Source organism: Paenibacillus sp. GXUN7292 (assembly GCF_050864975.1).
In the GTDB taxonomy this organism is placed as follows: Bacteria; Bacillota; Bacilli; order Paenibacillales; family Paenibacillaceae; genus Pristimantibacillus.
The window spans coordinates 47,466-64,471 of sequence record NZ_JBOZWO010000027.1 but is presented as its reverse complement, the minus strand read 5'-3'; the positions used below and the strand labels follow the sequence as shown (position 1 = coordinate 64,471).

Genomic DNA, 17,006 nt, shown 5'->3' with positions numbered 1-17,006 from the left:
TCCGGACTCTGTCTGATCATTTTTTTTGCGAGATGCCATAAATACTTTCCTGGCTTCTTTCAACAACAGCCTCAATGCTCTCATAAGTACAGCTTTGTATTCTGAAGACTGATTCAAGGCACGAATCATATTATTGATTTTCTGCCATCTGCACGACTTAAATCTTCAAACGTCCGAATATCGCCAACATCAAACACATGGAACAACGCCGAAACAAACGAAGTTCGTTCTTTTTTATCCAAGCCCGCAAGCCATGATTTCAGTGTCTGATCAACAAATTCGCTTTTTTTCTCTAAACTTTCACCCTTAACGAAGCTGTTACCCAGTACTTCCCATGAATAAGCTTCATGCTGGACCAGAATGGAAGCATTGCTCTGCACGACCGTATACTCTTCCTCATGCTCCAGCAGCATACCAACGATGGAGGATTGCGGGACGATAGTACGAATTTTGTGAAGCATTTGCTGATATGCCTCGCTTTTTATCATCTTTTCGTCAAAGCCGGGCCCGTCATGATTATATACTTCCACTATGCGTTCCTTTAAGTCCGAACGGCACATAACGGAGGCGTATACAGCAAGATTGCCTCCCTTGGAATGGCCGCCCAGCCGCAGCAATTGATTGCAGACTTCTGTAGTATCCTCCAAATAGCAAACCGCCTCATACTGTGCAGCGACTGGTATGCTAATACTCATATTGAAATTTTCCTTCCAGCCGACAATCGTATTATCAGTGCCTCTAAAAGCAACAAAAAGAGAACCGTCGCCAAGTTCAATATGCATAGCAGCAAATTGCTTTGTGCGGTCAAGGTCGATCATATTTTCAAATTTGGACAGCCTTGCATCTGCAAAACGCGGGGACATGGCCAGCTTGCTCAGCAGCGATATTGAAGCACGCACCATATAGCTAAATTGATCGCTTTGCTCTTTGCCGTACATTGAAAAATAAAGAATGGCTGCTTCTCGTATCGTGATATTGGCATCAACCCATTTGGATGGAACAATATAATCAAAATTGATATAGACCAGCTGAGACAAAATCAAATTATCCACTTCATTAAAAGGAGATTGCGCCAGTGTCAAATCACCACGCCAATCCAAATAATCCATTATATTTGCCATAAACTCTACCCACTCCTTGTATAAGAAGCTCACTTTAGCAGTATCATTATAGCAACAATTAACGTAAAGACCAGTGCTTCTTAAGCGCTTCCCGGAACAGAGGTGCTGCCAATATGAAAGATATTAATTAATGCATCCCCTGCTATCTTATGAATCGCCCGCTTTTCCTTCTCATATTCGTCTTTCCAATTCGGATCAGAATCGACTACTGCAATTTTCATTTTCATCACTCCCTATTATATATTTTCCCGTTCAATATTTCCCAAATTAAGGGCATTACATCAATATATAAAAATCGGAGTGCTATGTCAACGTATAACTGTTATTCATATTGCATAGCAACTATTGTCATGATAGTATAGCAAGCAATGGAATGTTAATAATCAACGGCTTTCTATTATTAATAGCAATCCATAATTCCAGCAATGTACTGGAGGCGAACATATGCTAAAAGTAAACCGAGATGACGAGCGCCCTATCTGGCAGCAGCTGCTAGACCAAGCGATCCATAATATTACAACCGGAAATTGGCCGCCGGGCGAATTGCTGCTCCCTTCCCGCGAGCTTGCTCTATTGATTGGCGTATCTCGTTCTACCATACAAATTGTTTACGAGGAATTATACAGCCGCGGATACACCGAAACCTCTCGGCGCGGCGGGACAAGAGTCAGCAATTGGACCTATACAGATCCTCCTGCAGAGGATACTGCAGCAGAAGGGCCTGTCCTCCCCGAATTGCCTTTATTAAATGCTGCAACAGGCCATTTGTACAATTGGTTCGGAGACAAAATAAATCGAACAGCGGAGATCGATTTCAATCCTCATGAGCCTTATATAGATGATCAATTTCAAAAAAATTGGCGTCAATCATTTTTACAGGTGTCCATCGAAACAAATCTGGACAGTTGGGCTTACGGAGACGCTTGCGGATATTTGCCGCTGCGGGAACAGATTCAACGTTATTTATCACTGGAACGAGGCGTTCATGTAGCTATCGATCAAATCATATTAACCTCAGGCGCACAGCATAGCATTGATTTGATCGCCCAAGCCCTTTTGCATGAAGGAGATATCGTTTCGATAGAAGATCCCGGCTTTCCTGCCGCTTGGATGGCAATGAAGTTTCGTCATATGCAGGTTGCAGCCATTCCGGTTGATGAGTACGGGCTTTGCGTTGACCGTATTCACCCGCAATCCAAGCTTGTATTTGTTACCCCGTCGCACCAGTGTGCAGTTGGCGTTATTATGTCGGAACCACGAAGGCAACAATTGCTGCATATGGCTGCTGATCAGCAATTTTGGATTGTTGAAGATGATTATGACAGCGAATTCCGCTATCGAGGTGATCCGCTTCCAACCTTGTTCAGTCAGCGGCCGCAAAATACGCTCTATATGATGAGTTTTTCCAAAATGATTGCTCCCGGTGTTCGAATATCAGCCATCATTGGGTCAAAAGAGTCTGTTCGTCAGCTTGCCCGAATCCACGAATTAACGTATCGCCATCTTCCGATTATGGAGCAATTAACGCTTACCCATTTTATCGAGCATGGTCATTTCGCACGTCATATGAGACGAGTGAGAAATGTATATCGGCGCAGACACGAAGCAATGACGAAGGCAATTATCTCATCTGGTCTGAACAAATACTTTACATTAACCGGTGTAGAAACGGGACTCCATATGCTCCTTGAAGCTGATAAATCGTTTGACGAAGAAGCGATGACAAACCTGGCGCTCGAAAAAGGAATCCGTGTATATCCGCTTAGCAACTATTGCCTGGAAAGCGATCGAAAAGGATGGGTTTTAGGCTTTGCTCAAGTAGATGAAGCAGCTATCGAGAAAGGTATTTATAGACTGGCGGAGATGCTTATATAATTCAAGCATCCCCGCCAGTTCTTTTATTTTTGCTCTACTTGTTTCAATCCGCTCGAACGATATTCCTTTTTGTGAAATTTTCCATGAATCAGCAGATGTGCTGCCATCCCTGCGACAAGTCCCCAGAATGCGCCGCCGACGCCAAGCAAAGTCACATTCGCAGCAGTTGCTAAAAACGTGATCAGCGCTGTCTCGCGTCCCTTTGGATCTGTTAAAGCATTAGCAAGGCTGCCCCCAATTGTGCCCAGCAATGCCAATCCCGCCAATGTTGCGATAAAGGTAGCTGGAAGAATGAGAAACAGAGCAGCCAGCGTGACTCCAAAAACACCGACAACAATGTAAAATATGCCGCAGGCAATACCAGCAATATAACGTTTGGACGCATCCTCGTGCGCATCTTTCCCTGTACAGATTGCTGCTGTAATAGCCGCTACGTTAAAAGCGTGTGAGCCAAATGGCGCTGTAAGGAGCGAGCCCAAACCCGTCACAGTCAAGATAGGATTCGCGCTCGTTTTGAAACCGTCATTGCGCAATACGATCATTCCAGGCATGTACTGCCCTGTCAAAGTAATAATAAACAGCGGCAAGGCAACACCTAATAAAGCATGCAGTGAAAACTCCGGAACGACAAATACAGGTGAAGCGATCGCCAGCTTAATATTGCTAAAGTCTGCTTTTCCCATAGTAATCAAATATAGAAGTCCGATTACCAAAATACCGACAATAGCGTACCGGGATGTAAATCGTCTTAATAGGATATACGCGGCAAACAGAACCACGACAAGCAAGGGGTCAACTTTCGCTCCGCCAAATGCTGAAATACCGAATTGCAATAAAATGCCCGCCAGCAGCCCTGAAGCAATGCCTGGAGGAATTAACCGAACGAATCGTTCAAACATGCCCGATAATCCCAAAATAATAAATCCTAACGCTGAGATTAAATACGCGCCAATCGCTTCAGGATAAGGGGTTACCGCTAATGCCGAGACGAGAAACGCCACGCCTGGCGTTGACCAAGCCGTAATAATCGGTTCCTTGTAGCGATAACTTAACCATATCCCGGTTATACCTACTCCAATGGAGATCGACCAAATCCATGAGGCGGTCATTTCAGGACTTAAACCCGCGACTTTTGCTGCCTGAAACACAAGAATAAAGGTGCCTCCATAATTGACAATAACAGATATTAAAGCGGCTATAGTTGGTGAAATCAAATCGCGGCCGCTCAGCGAAGACGATGTTGTGTTCATTAACGTTCTCCTGCCTCTCTCCTGATTATCCTATTTGTATGTTTTTTCATTACTCTATTTTGAATTTCTCATCAATTAAAGCTAGTCGAAGGAGATTTCACGTACACGCTTGATTTCTGGTATCGCAAATAAAGATTCCAGCACGTTCTTTGGCGCTTTTTTATCGATTTTTAAAATCATGACCGCCGAACCGCCTACCTCGTTGCGTCCCACCTGCATCGTCGCAATGTTAACACCGCTATTCCCAAGCAAGGTTCCAACACGTCCTATGATTCCCGGCCTATCCTTTTGTGCGATGATCAGAACATATCCTTCAGGTGGAATATCAACGGGATAGGGGCCAATTCGGACCATTCGTTCCCCGACACCAGGCAATGCCGAGCCTGTCACCCATCTCTCCTCGATTGTCGTCTTTAATCGAATCGTAATCTCGCTGGACGAGCTTTGGGTTAACAATGATTTACGTTCAACTAGATGAATATCACGGAATTTTGCCAAATGAACGGCATTGACAATATTGACTTGCTCTGTTCCGAGATGATGTGAAAGCACCCCCTTAAGCACATAAGGGATCAGCGGCGACGTATCCAGATTAGCGAGCTCTCCTGCACATTCCACCGTCACTTCTCGCACGGCGCCATCTGTCATCTGGGCAAGTGAACTTCCCAGCTGCTGGCACAATGTGAAGTATGGCTGCAATTTGTTCAGCAGATCGTTTGATATGGCCGGCATATTGACCGCGTTTTTAAACGGTTCTTGCCGCAGGATATGAATAACTTGCTCGGAAACATCGAGGGCTACATTCTCTTGTGCTTCCAATGTCGATGCACCAAGATGAGGCGTAACAATCATTTTGGGATGACTGAGAAATGGATGATCCGGCGCCGGCGGCTCATGTTCAAATACATCAAAAGCGGCACCTGCCACAATTCCTTCATCAAGCGCTTCAATAAGAGCCAGCTCGTCAATAATTCCACCTCGGGCGCAGTTGATAATACGCATCCCCCGCTTCATCACAGTAAATTGCGGCTTCGCAATCATATGATGCGTTTCCTTCGTCAGTGGCGTATGAACTGTCATAAAATCAGCTGTTCGAATGATATCATCTACTGTCGCCAGCTTGATTCCCAGTTTATTTGCCCTTTCCTCCGATAAAAAGGGGTCGTAGCCGATAATAGTCATTCCAAACGCAGCTGCACGCTTCGCTACTTCGATCCCAATACGTCCAAGCCCAAGCACACCAAGTACCTTGTTTCGCAATTCAACGCCAAGAAATGATTTGCGGTCCCAGCGGCCTGCAACGGTTTTGGCATAAGCTTGCGGAATATGCCGGGCCACTGCCATCATCATCGCAAAAGTATGCTCGCAGGTCGTCACTGTATTGCCATCAGGCGCATTAACGACAATAATCCCCTGGCTCGTTGCGGCATCCAGATCAATATTGTCCACACCGACACCTGCTCGGCCAATCACTTTCAAATGAACACCTGCCTCCATAATGCGCCGCGTGACTTTCGTTTGAGAACGGACAAGAAGCGCATCAAAGGTACCGATAATAGCTATGAGCTCCTCCTCGCTTAACCCCGTTATTTTTGCTACCTCCACATCTTCAGCACGCATCAGCTGCTGCAATCCAAAATCACTTATCGGATCTGCTACCAAAACTTTGAACATGATCCTTCCTCCTTTTCTATGTGAACTGTGAAAGCTGCACGAATGTTGAATTTCAAGCTTGTATTCAGCAATAGATTAATTTTGTTGAAAGACATTCAGCCTGTAAAATATTGCTTGTTTAAAGATTACTATGCTAGTATAGCAATAGGTGGATTGGTTATGAATATCCAAAATAGGTGTAATTGAGCAATCCAAAAGACGTTATTTCATTCCATCACTGCTTATATAAGGGGGTAACTATTCCATGAACATAAATCGTGCCGACAAAAGACCCATTTGGCAGCAATTGCTTGATCAGGCTATCGAACATATTACGAATGGGGTGTGGAAGCCGGGAGAACTGCTGATGCCTTCCCGGGAGTTTGCTAAGCAGCTGGGTGTGTCTCGTTCTACCGTGCAAATTGTATACGAAGAACTGTTAACCAGAGGTTATACGGTAACTTCACGCCGCGGCGGAACGCGAGTCAGTGATTGGATACAGTTCAATGACAAGCAGAAGCAAGAGGCTTCCCCTCTCATCTTGCCTCAATTCCCTGAATTGCCTTTGCTCGTTGACCAGTCGCAGCAGTGGTTTAGAAGTAAGGATAACCAAGCATCGGTCATCGATTTTAGCCCCTATCAGCCTTATATAGATGCGCAGTTTCTAAAAGCGTGGCGAAAATCTTATTTGAATACCTCTTCAGAATTAAAAGCATCCTCCTGGTCATACGGTGATGCTTATGGATTTGAGCCTTTGCGGAGGCAAATCCAACGTTATTTGTCGCTGGAACGAGGAATCCATGTTCAAACAAATCAAATTTTATTGACCTCCGGAGCCCAGCACAGTATTGATCTCATTGCACAAACGCTTTTGACCAAAGGAGACGTCGTGGCGGTTGAAGATCCCGGCTATCCCGTCGCTTGGATGACAATGAAGTATAGGCAAATGAAGATTGCTCCCGTTCCTGTTGATGAGCACGGCCTTATCGTTGAGAAAATCCCATCTGAATCGAAGCTTATTTTCGTTACTCCTGCTCACCAATGCGCTGTTGGTGTAATCTTGTCAGAGCCGCGCAGACAACAGCTATTGCATAAAGCAGCACAGCAGCGCGCATGGATTATCGAAGATGATTATGACAGTGAATTTCGCTATCGCGGCGATCCGATGCCAACTTTATATAGCAGGCTTCCGCAAAATTGTCTCTATTTGATGAGTTTTTCTAAACTGACTGCGCCAGGCATTCGCATTTCCGCGGTTATTGGACCAACTGAAGCGATCGCTCAACTGGCCCGCGTTCAAGCATTTACCTATCGTCATCTTCCTATCATGGAGCAAGTGACATTAGCACACTTCATCGAGCACGGGTATTTCATGCGCCATATGCGGCGAGCCAGAAATATATACAGGCGGCGCCATGAAATCGTACAAAAGGCAATTGTCGCAAGTGGTCTTAATAACAAATTTACCGTACAAGGAATCGAAACAGGCTTGCACATACTGCTGGAAGCGGATGAAACATTTGACGAGGATACAATGACCCTTCGCGCACTTCAAGGCGGAGTTCGAGTGCATCAACTCCATTCCTATTGCTTGGAAAGCAAACGTAAAGGGTGGGTATTGGGCTTTGCCAAAGTAGAAGAGGAGCTAATAGAGGAAGGTATGTACAGACTTGCGGAAACGGTCTTATAACTAACTATTTAACTTCTAACGGTTGCCACAAACGCTATTCGTGCAAAAATGGCAGCTTAAATTTTCTTACGGTTGCTATTACGCTTAATTTCCCAAAAAGCAATGATTTTGCTCGAGAAAAGATGCAATAGCGCTCGTGGCAACCGTTACAAATTCAAACGAGCTAAAATAAACGAAATAGCGTCTATGGCAACCGTTAGGACAATCACAATAGAGCTTCCCTTCCTGCCTGCAGGACAAGCGGCTCTTTGCTGTTGCTCGGCTTGGCTATCATTCATACCAAATTCTATGCTTGTTGAGCTCCATCTTTTTTTGACAGGCCTCTTCCAATTCGATTTCCAGCTGGTTCGCGAGATCTAAAATATTAAAAATCACATCATACATTTCGAGCCCTATATTTTCTTTAGCGAGCCGCACCTTTTCCTCCGTCGGGTAAAATGAAATGCTTAAAACTTCCTTTGCCAGCTCTCCCACTTCCGTCAGTAGATACAAAGTCCGGGTCTGGATCGTATTGACACCGAATCCCTTTTCCTCACTGAACTGCTTGGCATAGTTTTGCATGCTTGAAATATCCATTGTTTTGTCCTCTTTCATTCTCCTAAATTTCTAACGCGTAATAATGAGAGTGTCGCTCCATTGTGGATAACGTAACGAGCAATAGAAAAGGGAGTACACTGTGATCAAGTTTGGGTTGCCACAATGAATCAACAGCCTTAGTAATTGCTTTATTCACTATGATGATATCTAAAATTGGATTGAGGATAAATATCCAAAACAACTTAACTGAAGCAATCCATATTTATGGACTTTGATTTTTCATTAAGAGATTTGATTTTTCACAGACTTGCAGATTATATGCTTAAAGCGCCAATGTCATCGATTGAAGCAGCTGTTAATGGAATATTTACTGCTTCACAAATCAAATATTAACACAGCAAATAACGGCGTAGAAGCACAATAACTTCATATAAAAGAAAGCCTGCTGCTTTAAGCTACTTTAAGCTTAGAGCAGTAGGCTTTGCAGAAAACTTCGAGAGCGTTGCGCATACTTAACCTGATAACCATTCAGCTATTAATTTCACGCAACTCTCTGCTCAGATGACTGATTGTTTCAGCTCGTTCCTGAGCGTCTTGCCGGTCAAATAAGATCTGTTCTATAAATTCCCAAATATCCTCTAATTTGCGCCGGTCCTGATAAAATTGCAGCACATCGGGGTTGATTGCAAATTCGTTATGGACCTTGCGATAGTTGGTCATAAATGCATGATAGTAAGGCTTATCAATAAAAAACATCAGATCGGCTTCAACAGGTGCCAGCTTTAGCCCTTCCCAGTCAATCAGCATCAGCTGCCGGCTGCTGGATTGCATCAGATTCCAATTATGGAGATCGGTATGACACAACGTCATTTTTAAGTTTCTTTTCATCAAATCTGCAGACAGTTTCTCTATGGAATCCATCAGCTTCATGAGCTGTGCCATATGAGATTGTATTAATTCCCGTACTTCATAAGGCAGCTCGTCAATCGCCTGATCTACTACAGTCCTCATCTGAGCCAAAAAAGGAACTGCAAAGTCTTCCTTAATAGCTTTCGTTTCCACAGGGATTTCTTCCCCATACAAATGAAGCTCTGCAATCATTTTTGACAGCTCTTCAACCTGATCTCCCGTTAATTCCTTGTCACCAACCGTTTCGCCTTCGATATATTCATACAGCAAGTAGATTCCTTCATCATCTTCACATTTATAATCGCCGTTTTGGGTTAGTACGGGTACGGGGAGTCTGCCTCTCAATTGGCTATTGTGCATAAGCCAAACCGTTATTGGAACATATTGATCAATGAGAGCCGTCCACTTCGGTGTCGACGCCCGGCTTTTTTCATAAAACTTCAAAAAGAACGAACCATCGCTGCTGTATACCTTAAAGGCTAGTGCCGCCCAGCCGCCGTGCTGCGGTACAATCTTAGCAGCCTCCAAATCATACTTCACTTTCAAAAGGTGTTTCATTTTATCCATAAGCTATCTAGACCTCTCCTACACTTTCTGCTGTTTTTATAGAAAGAAATAAACTCAATGCTCCTATTCCGCACAACATGATTACAATAAGCTCGCTATTTAACTGAAAAATCGATGAAAAGTTTGGTAAATTCATCGCTGTTATGGCGCAGATTACAGTGAGAATCGTTGCTCTTCTCCAAATGGCAAAGAAGAAAAGCGGAATAAAGCTAATTAGCGTAACCATAAATGATCCGGTAATCATACCGCTAAAGTAACTTACCAAATTCGATCCCGTTATTGAAAAATAAACAAAAGGAAACATTTGATTCATTAAAAAGGTTGCTGCTCCTGTCAATAGATAAGAGACAATGGTAGTTAAAAAAATGAAAAAGGCGATAAACATCACTTTTGCCGTGAACAGTTTTTTTCTGCTAATCGGATATCCGAAGGAAAGCGAGATCGTTTTATTTTTATATTCATCTATGAAAACCTGGCTGATTAGCGACGCTCCAAGCAGGACAATTCCTCTTTGTATCGATTGGATAAGCTCAAATAAAGAATCAAAGCTCTGACCAAAATCAGCACTTACAACTTTCACAAAAAAAACCGGCAGCCCCAGAAGAATAAACCAGTAAATAATGACCTCGCCCATAATAGATTTTTGCTTTAACTTTTTCCATTCCAGTCTTACCAGTCTATTCACTATTGCCACCCCCATTAATTTGCTTATAAAAATAGTCTTCCAATGAACTCGTATGCTTTTGGATGCCTTCTATCTCTACGTCATGTAATACTAGCAATTTAGAAATAGCATTTTGTGATTGTGTCTTATCATAAATTCGGATTTTGCGATCTTGTATAATTTTCATATTAGAAATCTGCAATTCAGTTTCAAGTAAATAAACGGTCTTTTCAACATTCGTAGTTATTAGCTCTATATATTCCGTTCGCTGCTCTCGAATATCCGCCAAAGTGACTTCATTTATTAAACTTCCGTTATGAATAACCCCAATCCTGTCCACAACCAGCTCCATCTCGCCTAAAATATGACTTGAAAGCAGAAACGTAATGCCGTATTCCTTATTCAGCATTAAAATTAAATCTCGCACATCCTTGATTCCTATCGGATCAAGCCCATTGATTGGTTCGTCCAGAACAATAAGTTCCGGCTTCGTAATGATCGCTCTGGCAATCCCCAGCCGCTGCTTCATCCCGAGCGAGAAGTCCTTCACCTGCTTATTATCAATTCCTTTTAAGTGAACTAAATCCAAGGCTTCTCTTATCGCTTTATCATCGTAAAAACCTAAGTATTCACAATGAAGCTTTAAATTTTCAAATGCTGTTAAATGATCGAAAAAGATAGGATATTCAATAATACTGCCGACCCGGTTTAAAGCAGCCTTCGATTTTTCAGTAAGCAAGCGGCCAAACAATTGTATTTCTCCACTTGTCGGAATCATCAAGCCAGTCAGCATTTTCATAATAGTTGTTTTCCCTGCTCCATTTTGTCCGAGAAATCCATATATTTCTCCTTTTTTAATATGAAGATTTATATTGGAAACGAGCTCTTTGCCTTTTGTTATTTTTGTTAACCCAATTGTTCGAACTACGTCGCTCATTGCATTCCCTCCCTTTAGTATCATCATAAGGAACATCATTATCTTATTTCTTTCTCATTCCTTACAAATTTCTTAAGCACTCGATTCATTGGGGAGAGGGTAACCAGCAATAGAAAAGGAGTGCACTGCGATCAAGTTTGACTTTCGTTAATTAATATGTAATTCGTTTTAATACACAAGTAAAAACCGTTTTTTCATACGGCTTACTGCTTAGATGGATCGAACCTTTCATAGCTTCTGTTAATCGTTTTGTAATGCTTAACCCTAGGCCGCTGCCTTGAAATTGTGGATTTCTTGCATCATCTAACGTATATAGCCGATCAAATACCCGAGCTTGATGGACCTCGGATATTCCTTTTCCTTTATCCCAAATGTCTATCGCCATGTTTTTCCCGTCTTCTCGAAGCGTCAAACCAAATACTCCGCCATCACTTCCGTACCGAATGGAATTAGAAATTAAATTGTTAAGGATGCGATTTAACGCTTCTTCGTTCCCAAGGATATAATAAGGCTGTTCTGGAATTTCAATTTCCACCTGAAGATTTTTTGCTTGTAACCATTCATAAAATCCCAAAACATTTTTCCGGCAAATTTCATTGATCGATATTTTGCTTAGAGGAATGGCATAATCATCTGATTCAATTTTGGCCAGGTCAAAAAATTTATTCATTAGGGCTATGACACTTAACGTTTTTTGATGGAGGTTTGAAACAACTTCATGCCGCTCTTTCCCCACCAGGCTTTGATCCATTTTTAATTTTTCCGTATAGCCTAAAACAACAGTCAGTGGAGTTTTTAAATCATGAGACATATTGGAGAGCATTTTTCTTAAACTATCCTTTGTCTTTGCATAGTCTGCAATTACCTTTTGGTTATAATCCAAGAGACGGTTAATTTGAATAAGGAAAAATTGAATATGCTTTTGGTCTGTTTGAAGAAGTACTTTTTCTGAGGACTCTTTTTCCAAAATGTCAGTTAATTTATCACTAATTTCATGAAGACTCAAGTTCAATTTTCTTCTGGAAAGGTATTGCCAGCCATTAAGGACAACTAAGCATACAGTAATTGCACTTAATACAACGATCATAAGCTACTCACCCAATTTATATCCGATTCCCCAAACCGTTTGAATATATTGGGGGTTGGACGGATCCTCTTCAATTTTTTCCCGAAGCCTTCTGATATGTACATTGATTACATTTTCATTTCCATAATAGTCATCTTCCCAAATAAAATGATAGATCTGCTCCTTTGTAAACACTCTCTTTTGGTTCGTCATAAAGAGCTTTAATATATGAAATTCCTTCGAAGTGAGCTGGATGGACTTCCCCTTAACTTGGGCAGAAAAAGTATCAGGGTCTAGGGAGAGCTCCTTGAAGTAAAGAGGAGCAGGTTTGGATTGTTCCTCTCTCGGAACATATTGCGTTGCCCTCCGTATAGCAGCATGCACCCTGGCGGTCAGCTCAATCATGGAAAAAGGCTTGCTTATATAATCATCGGCTCCAAACCCGAGCCCTAAAGCTTTATCGATGTCACTTCCTTTCGCTGAAATAATCAGTACAGGGATTAAACTATTTACTCTTATTTGTTTCAATACATCCATACCGCTTATTTTAGGAAGCATTAAATCCAGCAAAATCAAATCCACTTTATTTTTCTGAAGAAGAGCGATAGCCTCCTCGCCATCAAACGCAGTAAGCACTTTAAAATTTTCCAGCTCCAAATGACTTTTAACCAGCTTACTAATATCACTATCATCTTCTACCAGCAAAATACTGTTTGGCACGTACTCACTTCCATTCCGTCCGTAATGTTTGAATACCACTATTATACATTCCTGATGTGGTTCATCCCAACTAATTGAAAAATCAATCGATAAAAAGAAAAAAACGCCTCTTGTTTGAGACGTCATGTAACCATTCTTATTCCTTCAGCTTCCAAGCACTAATAAAAAAAGCAACAGCCCCAATAAGCGGAAATACGGCTAAATTACTTTTGTTCATCACCTGCGCGATAAACACAATTGAAAGAATGATTCCAAATAAAGTATGTTTCTCTTTCATGTATGTCTCCTCCCCTTCTCAGTACTTTTTCACAAATCACGGGAAGCATAAATTTTAATCGATACAAAAAGGGATACTGCACCTGCTGCAAAAGCCAATAGAACAAAGAAAAGCCCCTGAATAGGCTGGGAAATTGCGATCACATCGAAATTAATACTGTTATCTTGCAATACCTTAACAACATTTGGCATGATAAATGGAGTAAGAAAAATCATAAAAAAGAAAATATATTTGGACTTCTCATAACCAAACCGATATTGAACAGGAATAATAATACCGAATGCAATATGAAGGATAAGCATCACTAAACCGATATCATATAAACTAAGAAAACGCATTTCAATCGGGGCCAATAAGGCTGTGAGTGTGTAGAGGATAAAGCATCCTCCAAAAAGTACAACAATGAGTATATATTTGGAGATTACTAGCTTGTTTCTTGTATAGGGAGTTGCACATAAATAAGCGGCACCCCGAAATTTATCTTCCGCCATGGATACACTGTTAAACAGCAAGTATACGATAAATAACGTGCTTAAAAAAAAGGAAAGGAATTCGCTGCCAGCCAACAGCTTTGTTTGGATAAAAACAGGAAGTACCAACGCTGCAATAAACAATACGATCCAGTATTTTTTTGCTAAAAATAAATCTTTTTTCACCAAATGATATATCATATCATCACCTCTTAATGTAACTCAACATAATATCCTCAATGGATGGCCTTTCTATCAACACATTTTTCATTTGTCGCCTTACCTTTTCTTTATCCGTAGTCAAGCCGGTAAATCCATATCCAGTTTCATTTATAGTTAAAAACAAGGATCTGCTTTGATCATTCAGTTCATTCTTATCTCCTTTAACCAATCCATGCATATCTAGTAAAAGATCTTTATCCTCACTCAAAATAATCCGGCCATCATGAAGTAAAATAATCATATCTGCAATCTTATCCAGATCGGAGGTAATATGAGAAGATAGGAAAACACTTTTGCCCTCTCCGACATACTCGAGTAAAATATCCATAAGCTCCTTTCTAATTTGCGGATCTAATCCACTTGTTGGCTCATCCATAATCAATAAGTCAGCCTGATGGGAAATAGCGAGTGCAATAGCATACTTCATGCGCATCCCTTTAGATAGAGTGCCAATCTTTTGATTCAATTGCAGACCAAAGCGTTCGATATTTCTGTTAAACAAACGATTATCCCAGCTGCTATAAGAGGCAGCAATCACATTTTTCATTTCTGTTAACGTTAAATCATCATAGAAATAGCCATCATCTAACACTAAGCCGATTCGATTTTTGAAATCTCGCTCATTATTTTGAATACTCTGCCCAAAAAACTTTATATCTCCTGCATCCTTTTGAATTAATCCTAGTAAAAGTCTAATAAAGGTTGTTTTTCCAGCACCATTTACACCTATAAAACCGGTTATGCATCCCTCAATTATTGAAAAACTAGCGTTCTCCAATTTGAATCCGCCCAATTGCTTCGTTAATCCTTCAACCTCCAGAATAGGTTTCATTCATCTTCCTCCTCGAACAACAAATCCATCATCGCGTAAATCTCACTTTTCCCTATACCAAGCATACGCGCTGTTTCCCAGGCTTCAGCCAGTTTTACTTCGACCATACGCCGTTTAGATTCCAATAATAGTTCGACATTTTCTCTGGCAACAAATGATCCTTTGCCCGCTCTTGTAGTGATGAACCCTTCTGACTCCAATTCATCGTAAACTCTTCGAGTAGTTAGTACACTGACTTGCAAATCGTTGGCTAATGCACGAATCGAGGGCAACATTTCGCCTTCTGGCAATTCTTCTTGGAGGATCGCTTGTTTAATTTGATTTTTAATTTGCTGATAAATCGGTAAATCGGAAGTATTGGTAATTATGATCTTCATAAAACCTCCAAAATCACGTTGAAAATAAACTGTGTATCTGATACATTAACAGAATACACAGAATATACAGCATTGTCAATAAACTACAATCTGCTGTAATTCGATTTCTGTGCCATCAATTCCATCAGCTAAATCTGAAAAAGATAACCAGTATTGGAATTACATTGAAACAATAAGCTATGACTGTTCGTATTACATAGTCAAATGTAATAGAAACACAACAAGGAGAGGATATTATAAGATGAGAGGGATCAAATCAATCTTGTTAGGTGTTGTGCTTTTTATCTTAATAAACCCTTTTAGTTCAAATGCTTTAGCTCGGGAATTAGATGAAAAAAGGATTAGTGAAGAGAGATTGAAGTTGGCGGAAGATTATTTCAACGAGCAAATGCAGAATAACAACATAATTGGTGGTGTATTCGGAATTACCTATCAGGATAAGCTGATCCGATCGCAAGGATACGGAAAAATTGACAAGAAGACGAATCAAATGCCTAATGAGAAAACGGTATATTCTATCGCTTCAGTTACTAAATCATTTACAGCATCAGCCATCTATCAACTGCAGGATGAGGGGCTATTACATTTGGATGAACCTATCCGCACCTATATCCCTTGGTTCCGCTTTAAACAAGAAAAACTTAGCGACCAAATAACTTTGCGACATCTTTTAACCCATTCAGCTGGTGGGATTGGCTCCTTTCAAACCGATGGCCTTATTTTTGCGGAACGGAAAGCTCGGGATTCACTGGAAGACTATGTACGTTTGTTTAAAACAATCGAGGTTCAACAGAAACCAGGCCAATCAGGAAACTATTGTAATGGCTGCTATGATATATTAGGACTTGTTATCGAATATGTATCTGGTCTAAGTTATTACGACTATATCCAACAAAACATTCTGGATCCGCTTCAGATGAAAGAAACGGTCTTCGGAACCAAGCTTAATCAATTTGCAGATTCGCGACTAGCAAAAGAATATACGTGGTTTTTCACACAAAAAGTCCACATCAACCGGTCTTTTGAAGCGTTTGGCAGCGCGCAAGATCCGGACGGTGGGTTATATAGCACAATTGAGGACCTCAGCAAGTTCCTGTCCGCTCAATTAGGTTTTACAGAGCACCCTCTCATGAATTCTCAAAGCATCGCAGATTCCAGAACAGATCATGTTTCCACGGAGCTCTTTGACGCCTTATATACAGCCAGCGGTTTTGAAACCAAACAATTGCACCAAAATAAAATCTTTTATAAAACCGGAGATGGTGTCGGATCAGCCTCTGCCATCCTGTTTATACCCGAGCAAGACCTGGGTGTTACGCTATTGCTCGGTGAATTTCATCCAGAAATACAGCTGACAATCGTCGAGGGCATCTCAGCAATTCTTTTGGGATATGAACCTGACTTCAACTCCGCACCGTTCACATTTGGAAAAACACTCGGTATCTTGTCCATTGCACTTTTGTTGGCAGGGATCGTTTTTCTTGGTTTTCTAATAAGGAGATTTCGAAAAAAATCATTCTATGCCAAGAGTCTTTCAAGATCTATCCTATCTTGGATGGGTTATGGCGCGGCTGCGGCTGCTTTCTGGCTTTTGCTCCTCAAAGTAAGGCCGACAAGCATAGGATTTTACGGCTATCCCTATGATCTAGCGATAGGAATACTCATGATTACAGGAGCATTAAGCCTATGGTTTATATATTTCACACTGGTGATATCTCTTAAAAAATACAATAAAGAGAAATCCAAGAATATAACCGCATAAAGGTGGGGTTGAAAAATTAATACAGTAATCAAAAAACGGATACCAAAAAGGACTGCCATCATCGTACTCTTATTTAT

The 17,006-nt window shown here is 41.3% G+C and carries 17 protein-coding genes; 3 read left to right on the top strand and 14 right to left on the bottom strand.

Going from position 1 to position 17,006, the window contains the following annotated elements; genetic code table 11:
• Nucleotides 1-125 precede the first annotated feature (125 nt).
• On the bottom strand, nt 126-1,121 hold the full coding sequence (locus tag ACRRU2_RS19875; protein WP_432504379.1) for an Mbeg1-like protein: 996 nt from the start codon (nt 1,119-1,121) through the stop codon (nt 126-128).
• 80 nt (nt 1,122-1,201) lie between these two features.
• On the bottom strand, nt 1,202-1,342 hold the full coding sequence (locus tag ACRRU2_RS19870; protein WP_432504377.1) for a GrpB family protein: 141 nt from the start codon (nt 1,340-1,342) through the stop codon (nt 1,202-1,204).
• Between the two features lie 223 nt (nt 1,343-1,565).
• Between ACRRU2_RS19870 and ACRRU2_RS19865 the strand changes: the two genes are divergently transcribed.
• Nucleotides 1,566-2,996 carry a PLP-dependent aminotransferase family protein gene (locus tag ACRRU2_RS19865; protein WP_432504375.1) on the top strand — a complete coding sequence of 477 codons (1,431 nt, stop codon included), beginning with the start codon at nt 1,566-1,568 and terminating at the stop codon, nt 2,994-2,996.
• Between the two features lie 23 nt (nt 2,997-3,019).
• Here ACRRU2_RS19865 and ACRRU2_RS19860 read toward each other — a convergent pair whose 3' ends face one another.
• Both ACRRU2_RS19860 and serA read right to left on the bottom strand, forming a co-directional pair.
• On the bottom strand, nt 3,020-4,246 hold the full coding sequence (locus tag ACRRU2_RS19860; protein WP_432504373.1) for a benzoate/H(+) symporter BenE family transporter: 1,227 nt from the start codon (nt 4,244-4,246) through the stop codon (nt 3,020-3,022).
• Between the two features lie 81 nt (nt 4,247-4,327).
• Nucleotides 4,328-5,920, bottom strand: a complete 1,593-nt coding sequence (serA, locus tag ACRRU2_RS19855; protein WP_432504371.1) for a phosphoglycerate dehydrogenase — start codon at nt 5,918-5,920, stop codon at nt 4,328-4,330.
• 244 nt (nt 5,921-6,164) lie between these two features.
• Here serA and ACRRU2_RS19850 point away from each other — a divergent pair, with 244 nt between their 5' ends.
• Nucleotides 6,165-7,589 (top strand): PLP-dependent aminotransferase family protein, encoded by a 1,425-nt coding sequence (locus tag ACRRU2_RS19850; RefSeq protein ID WP_432504369.1) that lies wholly within the window; start codon nt 6,165-6,167, stop codon nt 7,587-7,589.
• 270 nt (nt 7,590-7,859) lie between these two features.
• Here the strand turns inward: ACRRU2_RS19850 and ACRRU2_RS19845 are convergent, their stop codons facing one another.
• The 10 genes from ACRRU2_RS19845 to ACRRU2_RS19800 form a co-directional block, all read right to left on the bottom strand.
• Nucleotides 7,860-8,165 (bottom strand): MazG nucleotide pyrophosphohydrolase domain-containing protein, encoded by a 306-nt coding sequence (locus ACRRU2_RS19845; RefSeq protein ID WP_432504367.1) that lies wholly within the window; start codon nt 8,163-8,165, stop codon nt 7,860-7,862.
• A gap of 489 nt (nt 8,166-8,654) precedes the next feature.
• Nucleotides 8,655-9,602 carry a phosphotransferase enzyme family protein gene (locus ACRRU2_RS19840; protein ID WP_432504365.1) on the bottom strand — a complete coding sequence of 316 codons (948 nt, stop codon included), beginning with the start codon at nt 9,600-9,602 and terminating at the stop codon, nt 8,655-8,657.
• Nucleotides 9,603-9,609: 7 nt separating this feature from the next.
• Nucleotides 9,610-10,287, bottom strand: coding sequence for an ABC transporter permease (locus ACRRU2_RS19835; RefSeq protein WP_432504363.1), 678 nt, complete (start codon nt 10,285-10,287; stop codon nt 9,610-9,612).
• On the bottom strand, nt 10,280-11,203 hold the full coding sequence (locus tag ACRRU2_RS19830; RefSeq protein WP_432504361.1) for an ABC transporter ATP-binding protein: 924 nt from the start codon (nt 11,201-11,203) through the stop codon (nt 10,280-10,282). Before ACRRU2_RS19830 ends, ACRRU2_RS19835 begins: the two co-directional genes overlap by 8 nt.
• Nucleotides 11,204-11,354: 151 nt before the next feature.
• Nucleotides 11,355-12,209: a sensor histidine kinase gene (locus ACRRU2_RS19825; protein WP_432504414.1), complete on the bottom strand. Its 855-nt coding sequence runs from the start codon at nt 12,207-12,209 to the stop codon at nt 11,355-11,357.
• 84 nt (nt 12,210-12,293) lie between these two features.
• On the bottom strand, nt 12,294-12,989 hold the full coding sequence (locus ACRRU2_RS19820) for a response regulator transcription factor (RefSeq protein ID WP_432504412.1): 696 nt from the start codon (nt 12,987-12,989) through the stop codon (nt 12,294-12,296).
• A gap of 136 nt (nt 12,990-13,125) precedes the next feature.
• The gene (locus tag ACRRU2_RS19815) at nt 13,126-13,266 is read right to left on the bottom strand and encodes a hypothetical protein (RefSeq protein WP_432504359.1); all 141 of its coding nucleotides are present in this window, start codon (nt 13,264-13,266) and stop codon (nt 13,126-13,128) included.
• A gap of 29 nt (nt 13,267-13,295) precedes the next feature.
• Nucleotides 13,296-13,922 carry an ABC-2 transporter permease gene (locus tag ACRRU2_RS19810; protein ID WP_432504357.1) on the bottom strand — a complete coding sequence of 209 codons (627 nt, stop codon included), beginning with the start codon at nt 13,920-13,922 and terminating at the stop codon, nt 13,296-13,298.
• A gap of 19 nt (nt 13,923-13,941) precedes the next feature.
• A complete protein-coding gene (locus ACRRU2_RS19805) occupies nt 13,942-14,790 on the bottom strand; it encodes an ABC transporter ATP-binding protein (protein WP_432504355.1) in 849 nt (282 codons plus the stop codon).
• On the bottom strand, nt 14,787-15,167 hold the full coding sequence (locus ACRRU2_RS19800; protein ID WP_331701696.1) for a GntR family transcriptional regulator: 381 nt from the start codon (nt 15,165-15,167) through the stop codon (nt 14,787-14,789). Before ACRRU2_RS19800 ends, ACRRU2_RS19805 begins: the two co-directional genes overlap by 4 nt.
• A 241-nt stretch (nt 15,168-15,408) precedes the next feature.
• On the opposite strand from ACRRU2_RS19800, the gene ACRRU2_RS19795 reads away from it, so the two are divergent.
• Nucleotides 15,409-16,929, top strand: coding sequence for a serine hydrolase domain-containing protein (locus ACRRU2_RS19795; protein WP_432504353.1), 1,521 nt, complete (start codon nt 15,409-15,411; stop codon nt 16,927-16,929).
• Nucleotides 16,930-17,006 lie beyond the last annotated feature (77 nt).

What these genes read in the sequence shown, in the direction of transcription:
- ACRRU2_RS19875 (WP_432504379.1), bottom strand. Translation starts at nt 1,121, where the DNA reads ATGGCAAATATAATGGATTATTTGGATTGGCGTGGTGATTTGACACTG.
- ACRRU2_RS19870 (WP_432504377.1), bottom strand. Translation starts at nt 1,342, where the DNA reads ATGAAAATTGCAGTAGTCGATTCTGATCCGAATTGGAAAGACGAATAT.
- ACRRU2_RS19865 (WP_432504375.1), top strand. Translation starts at nt 1,566, where the DNA reads ATGCTAAAAGTAAACCGAGATGACGAGCGCCCTATCTGGCAGCAGCTG.
- ACRRU2_RS19860 (WP_432504373.1), bottom strand. Translation starts at nt 4,246, where the DNA reads ATGAACACAACATCGTCTTCGCTGAGCGGCCGCGATTTGATTTCACCA.
- serA (WP_432504371.1), bottom strand. Translation starts at nt 5,920, where the DNA reads ATGTTCAAAGTTTTGGTAGCAGATCCGATAAGTGATTTTGGATTGCAG.
- ACRRU2_RS19850 (WP_432504369.1), top strand. Translation starts at nt 6,165, where the DNA reads ATGAACATAAATCGTGCCGACAAAAGACCCATTTGGCAGCAATTGCTT.
- ACRRU2_RS19845 (WP_432504367.1), bottom strand. Translation starts at nt 8,165, where the DNA reads ATGGATATTTCAAGCATGCAAAACTATGCCAAGCAGTTCAGTGAGGAA.
- ACRRU2_RS19840 (WP_432504365.1), bottom strand. Translation starts at nt 9,602, where the DNA reads ATGGATAAAATGAAACACCTTTTGAAAGTGAAGTATGATTTGGAGGCT.
- ACRRU2_RS19830 (WP_432504361.1), bottom strand. Translation starts at nt 11,203, where the DNA reads ATGAGCGACGTAGTTCGAACAATTGGGTTAACAAAAATAACAAAAGGC.
- ACRRU2_RS19815 (WP_432504359.1), bottom strand. Translation starts at nt 13,266, where the DNA reads ATGAAAGAGAAACATACTTTATTTGGAATCATTCTTTCAATTGTGTTT.
- ACRRU2_RS19805 (WP_432504355.1), bottom strand. Translation starts at nt 14,790, where the DNA reads ATGAAACCTATTCTGGAGGTTGAAGGATTAACGAAGCAATTGGGCGGA.
- ACRRU2_RS19800 (WP_331701696.1), bottom strand. Translation starts at nt 15,167, where the DNA reads ATGAAGATCATAATTACCAATACTTCCGATTTACCGATTTATCAGCAA.
- ACRRU2_RS19795 (WP_432504353.1), top strand. Translation starts at nt 15,409, where the DNA reads ATGAGAGGGATCAAATCAATCTTGTTAGGTGTTGTGCTTTTTATCTTA.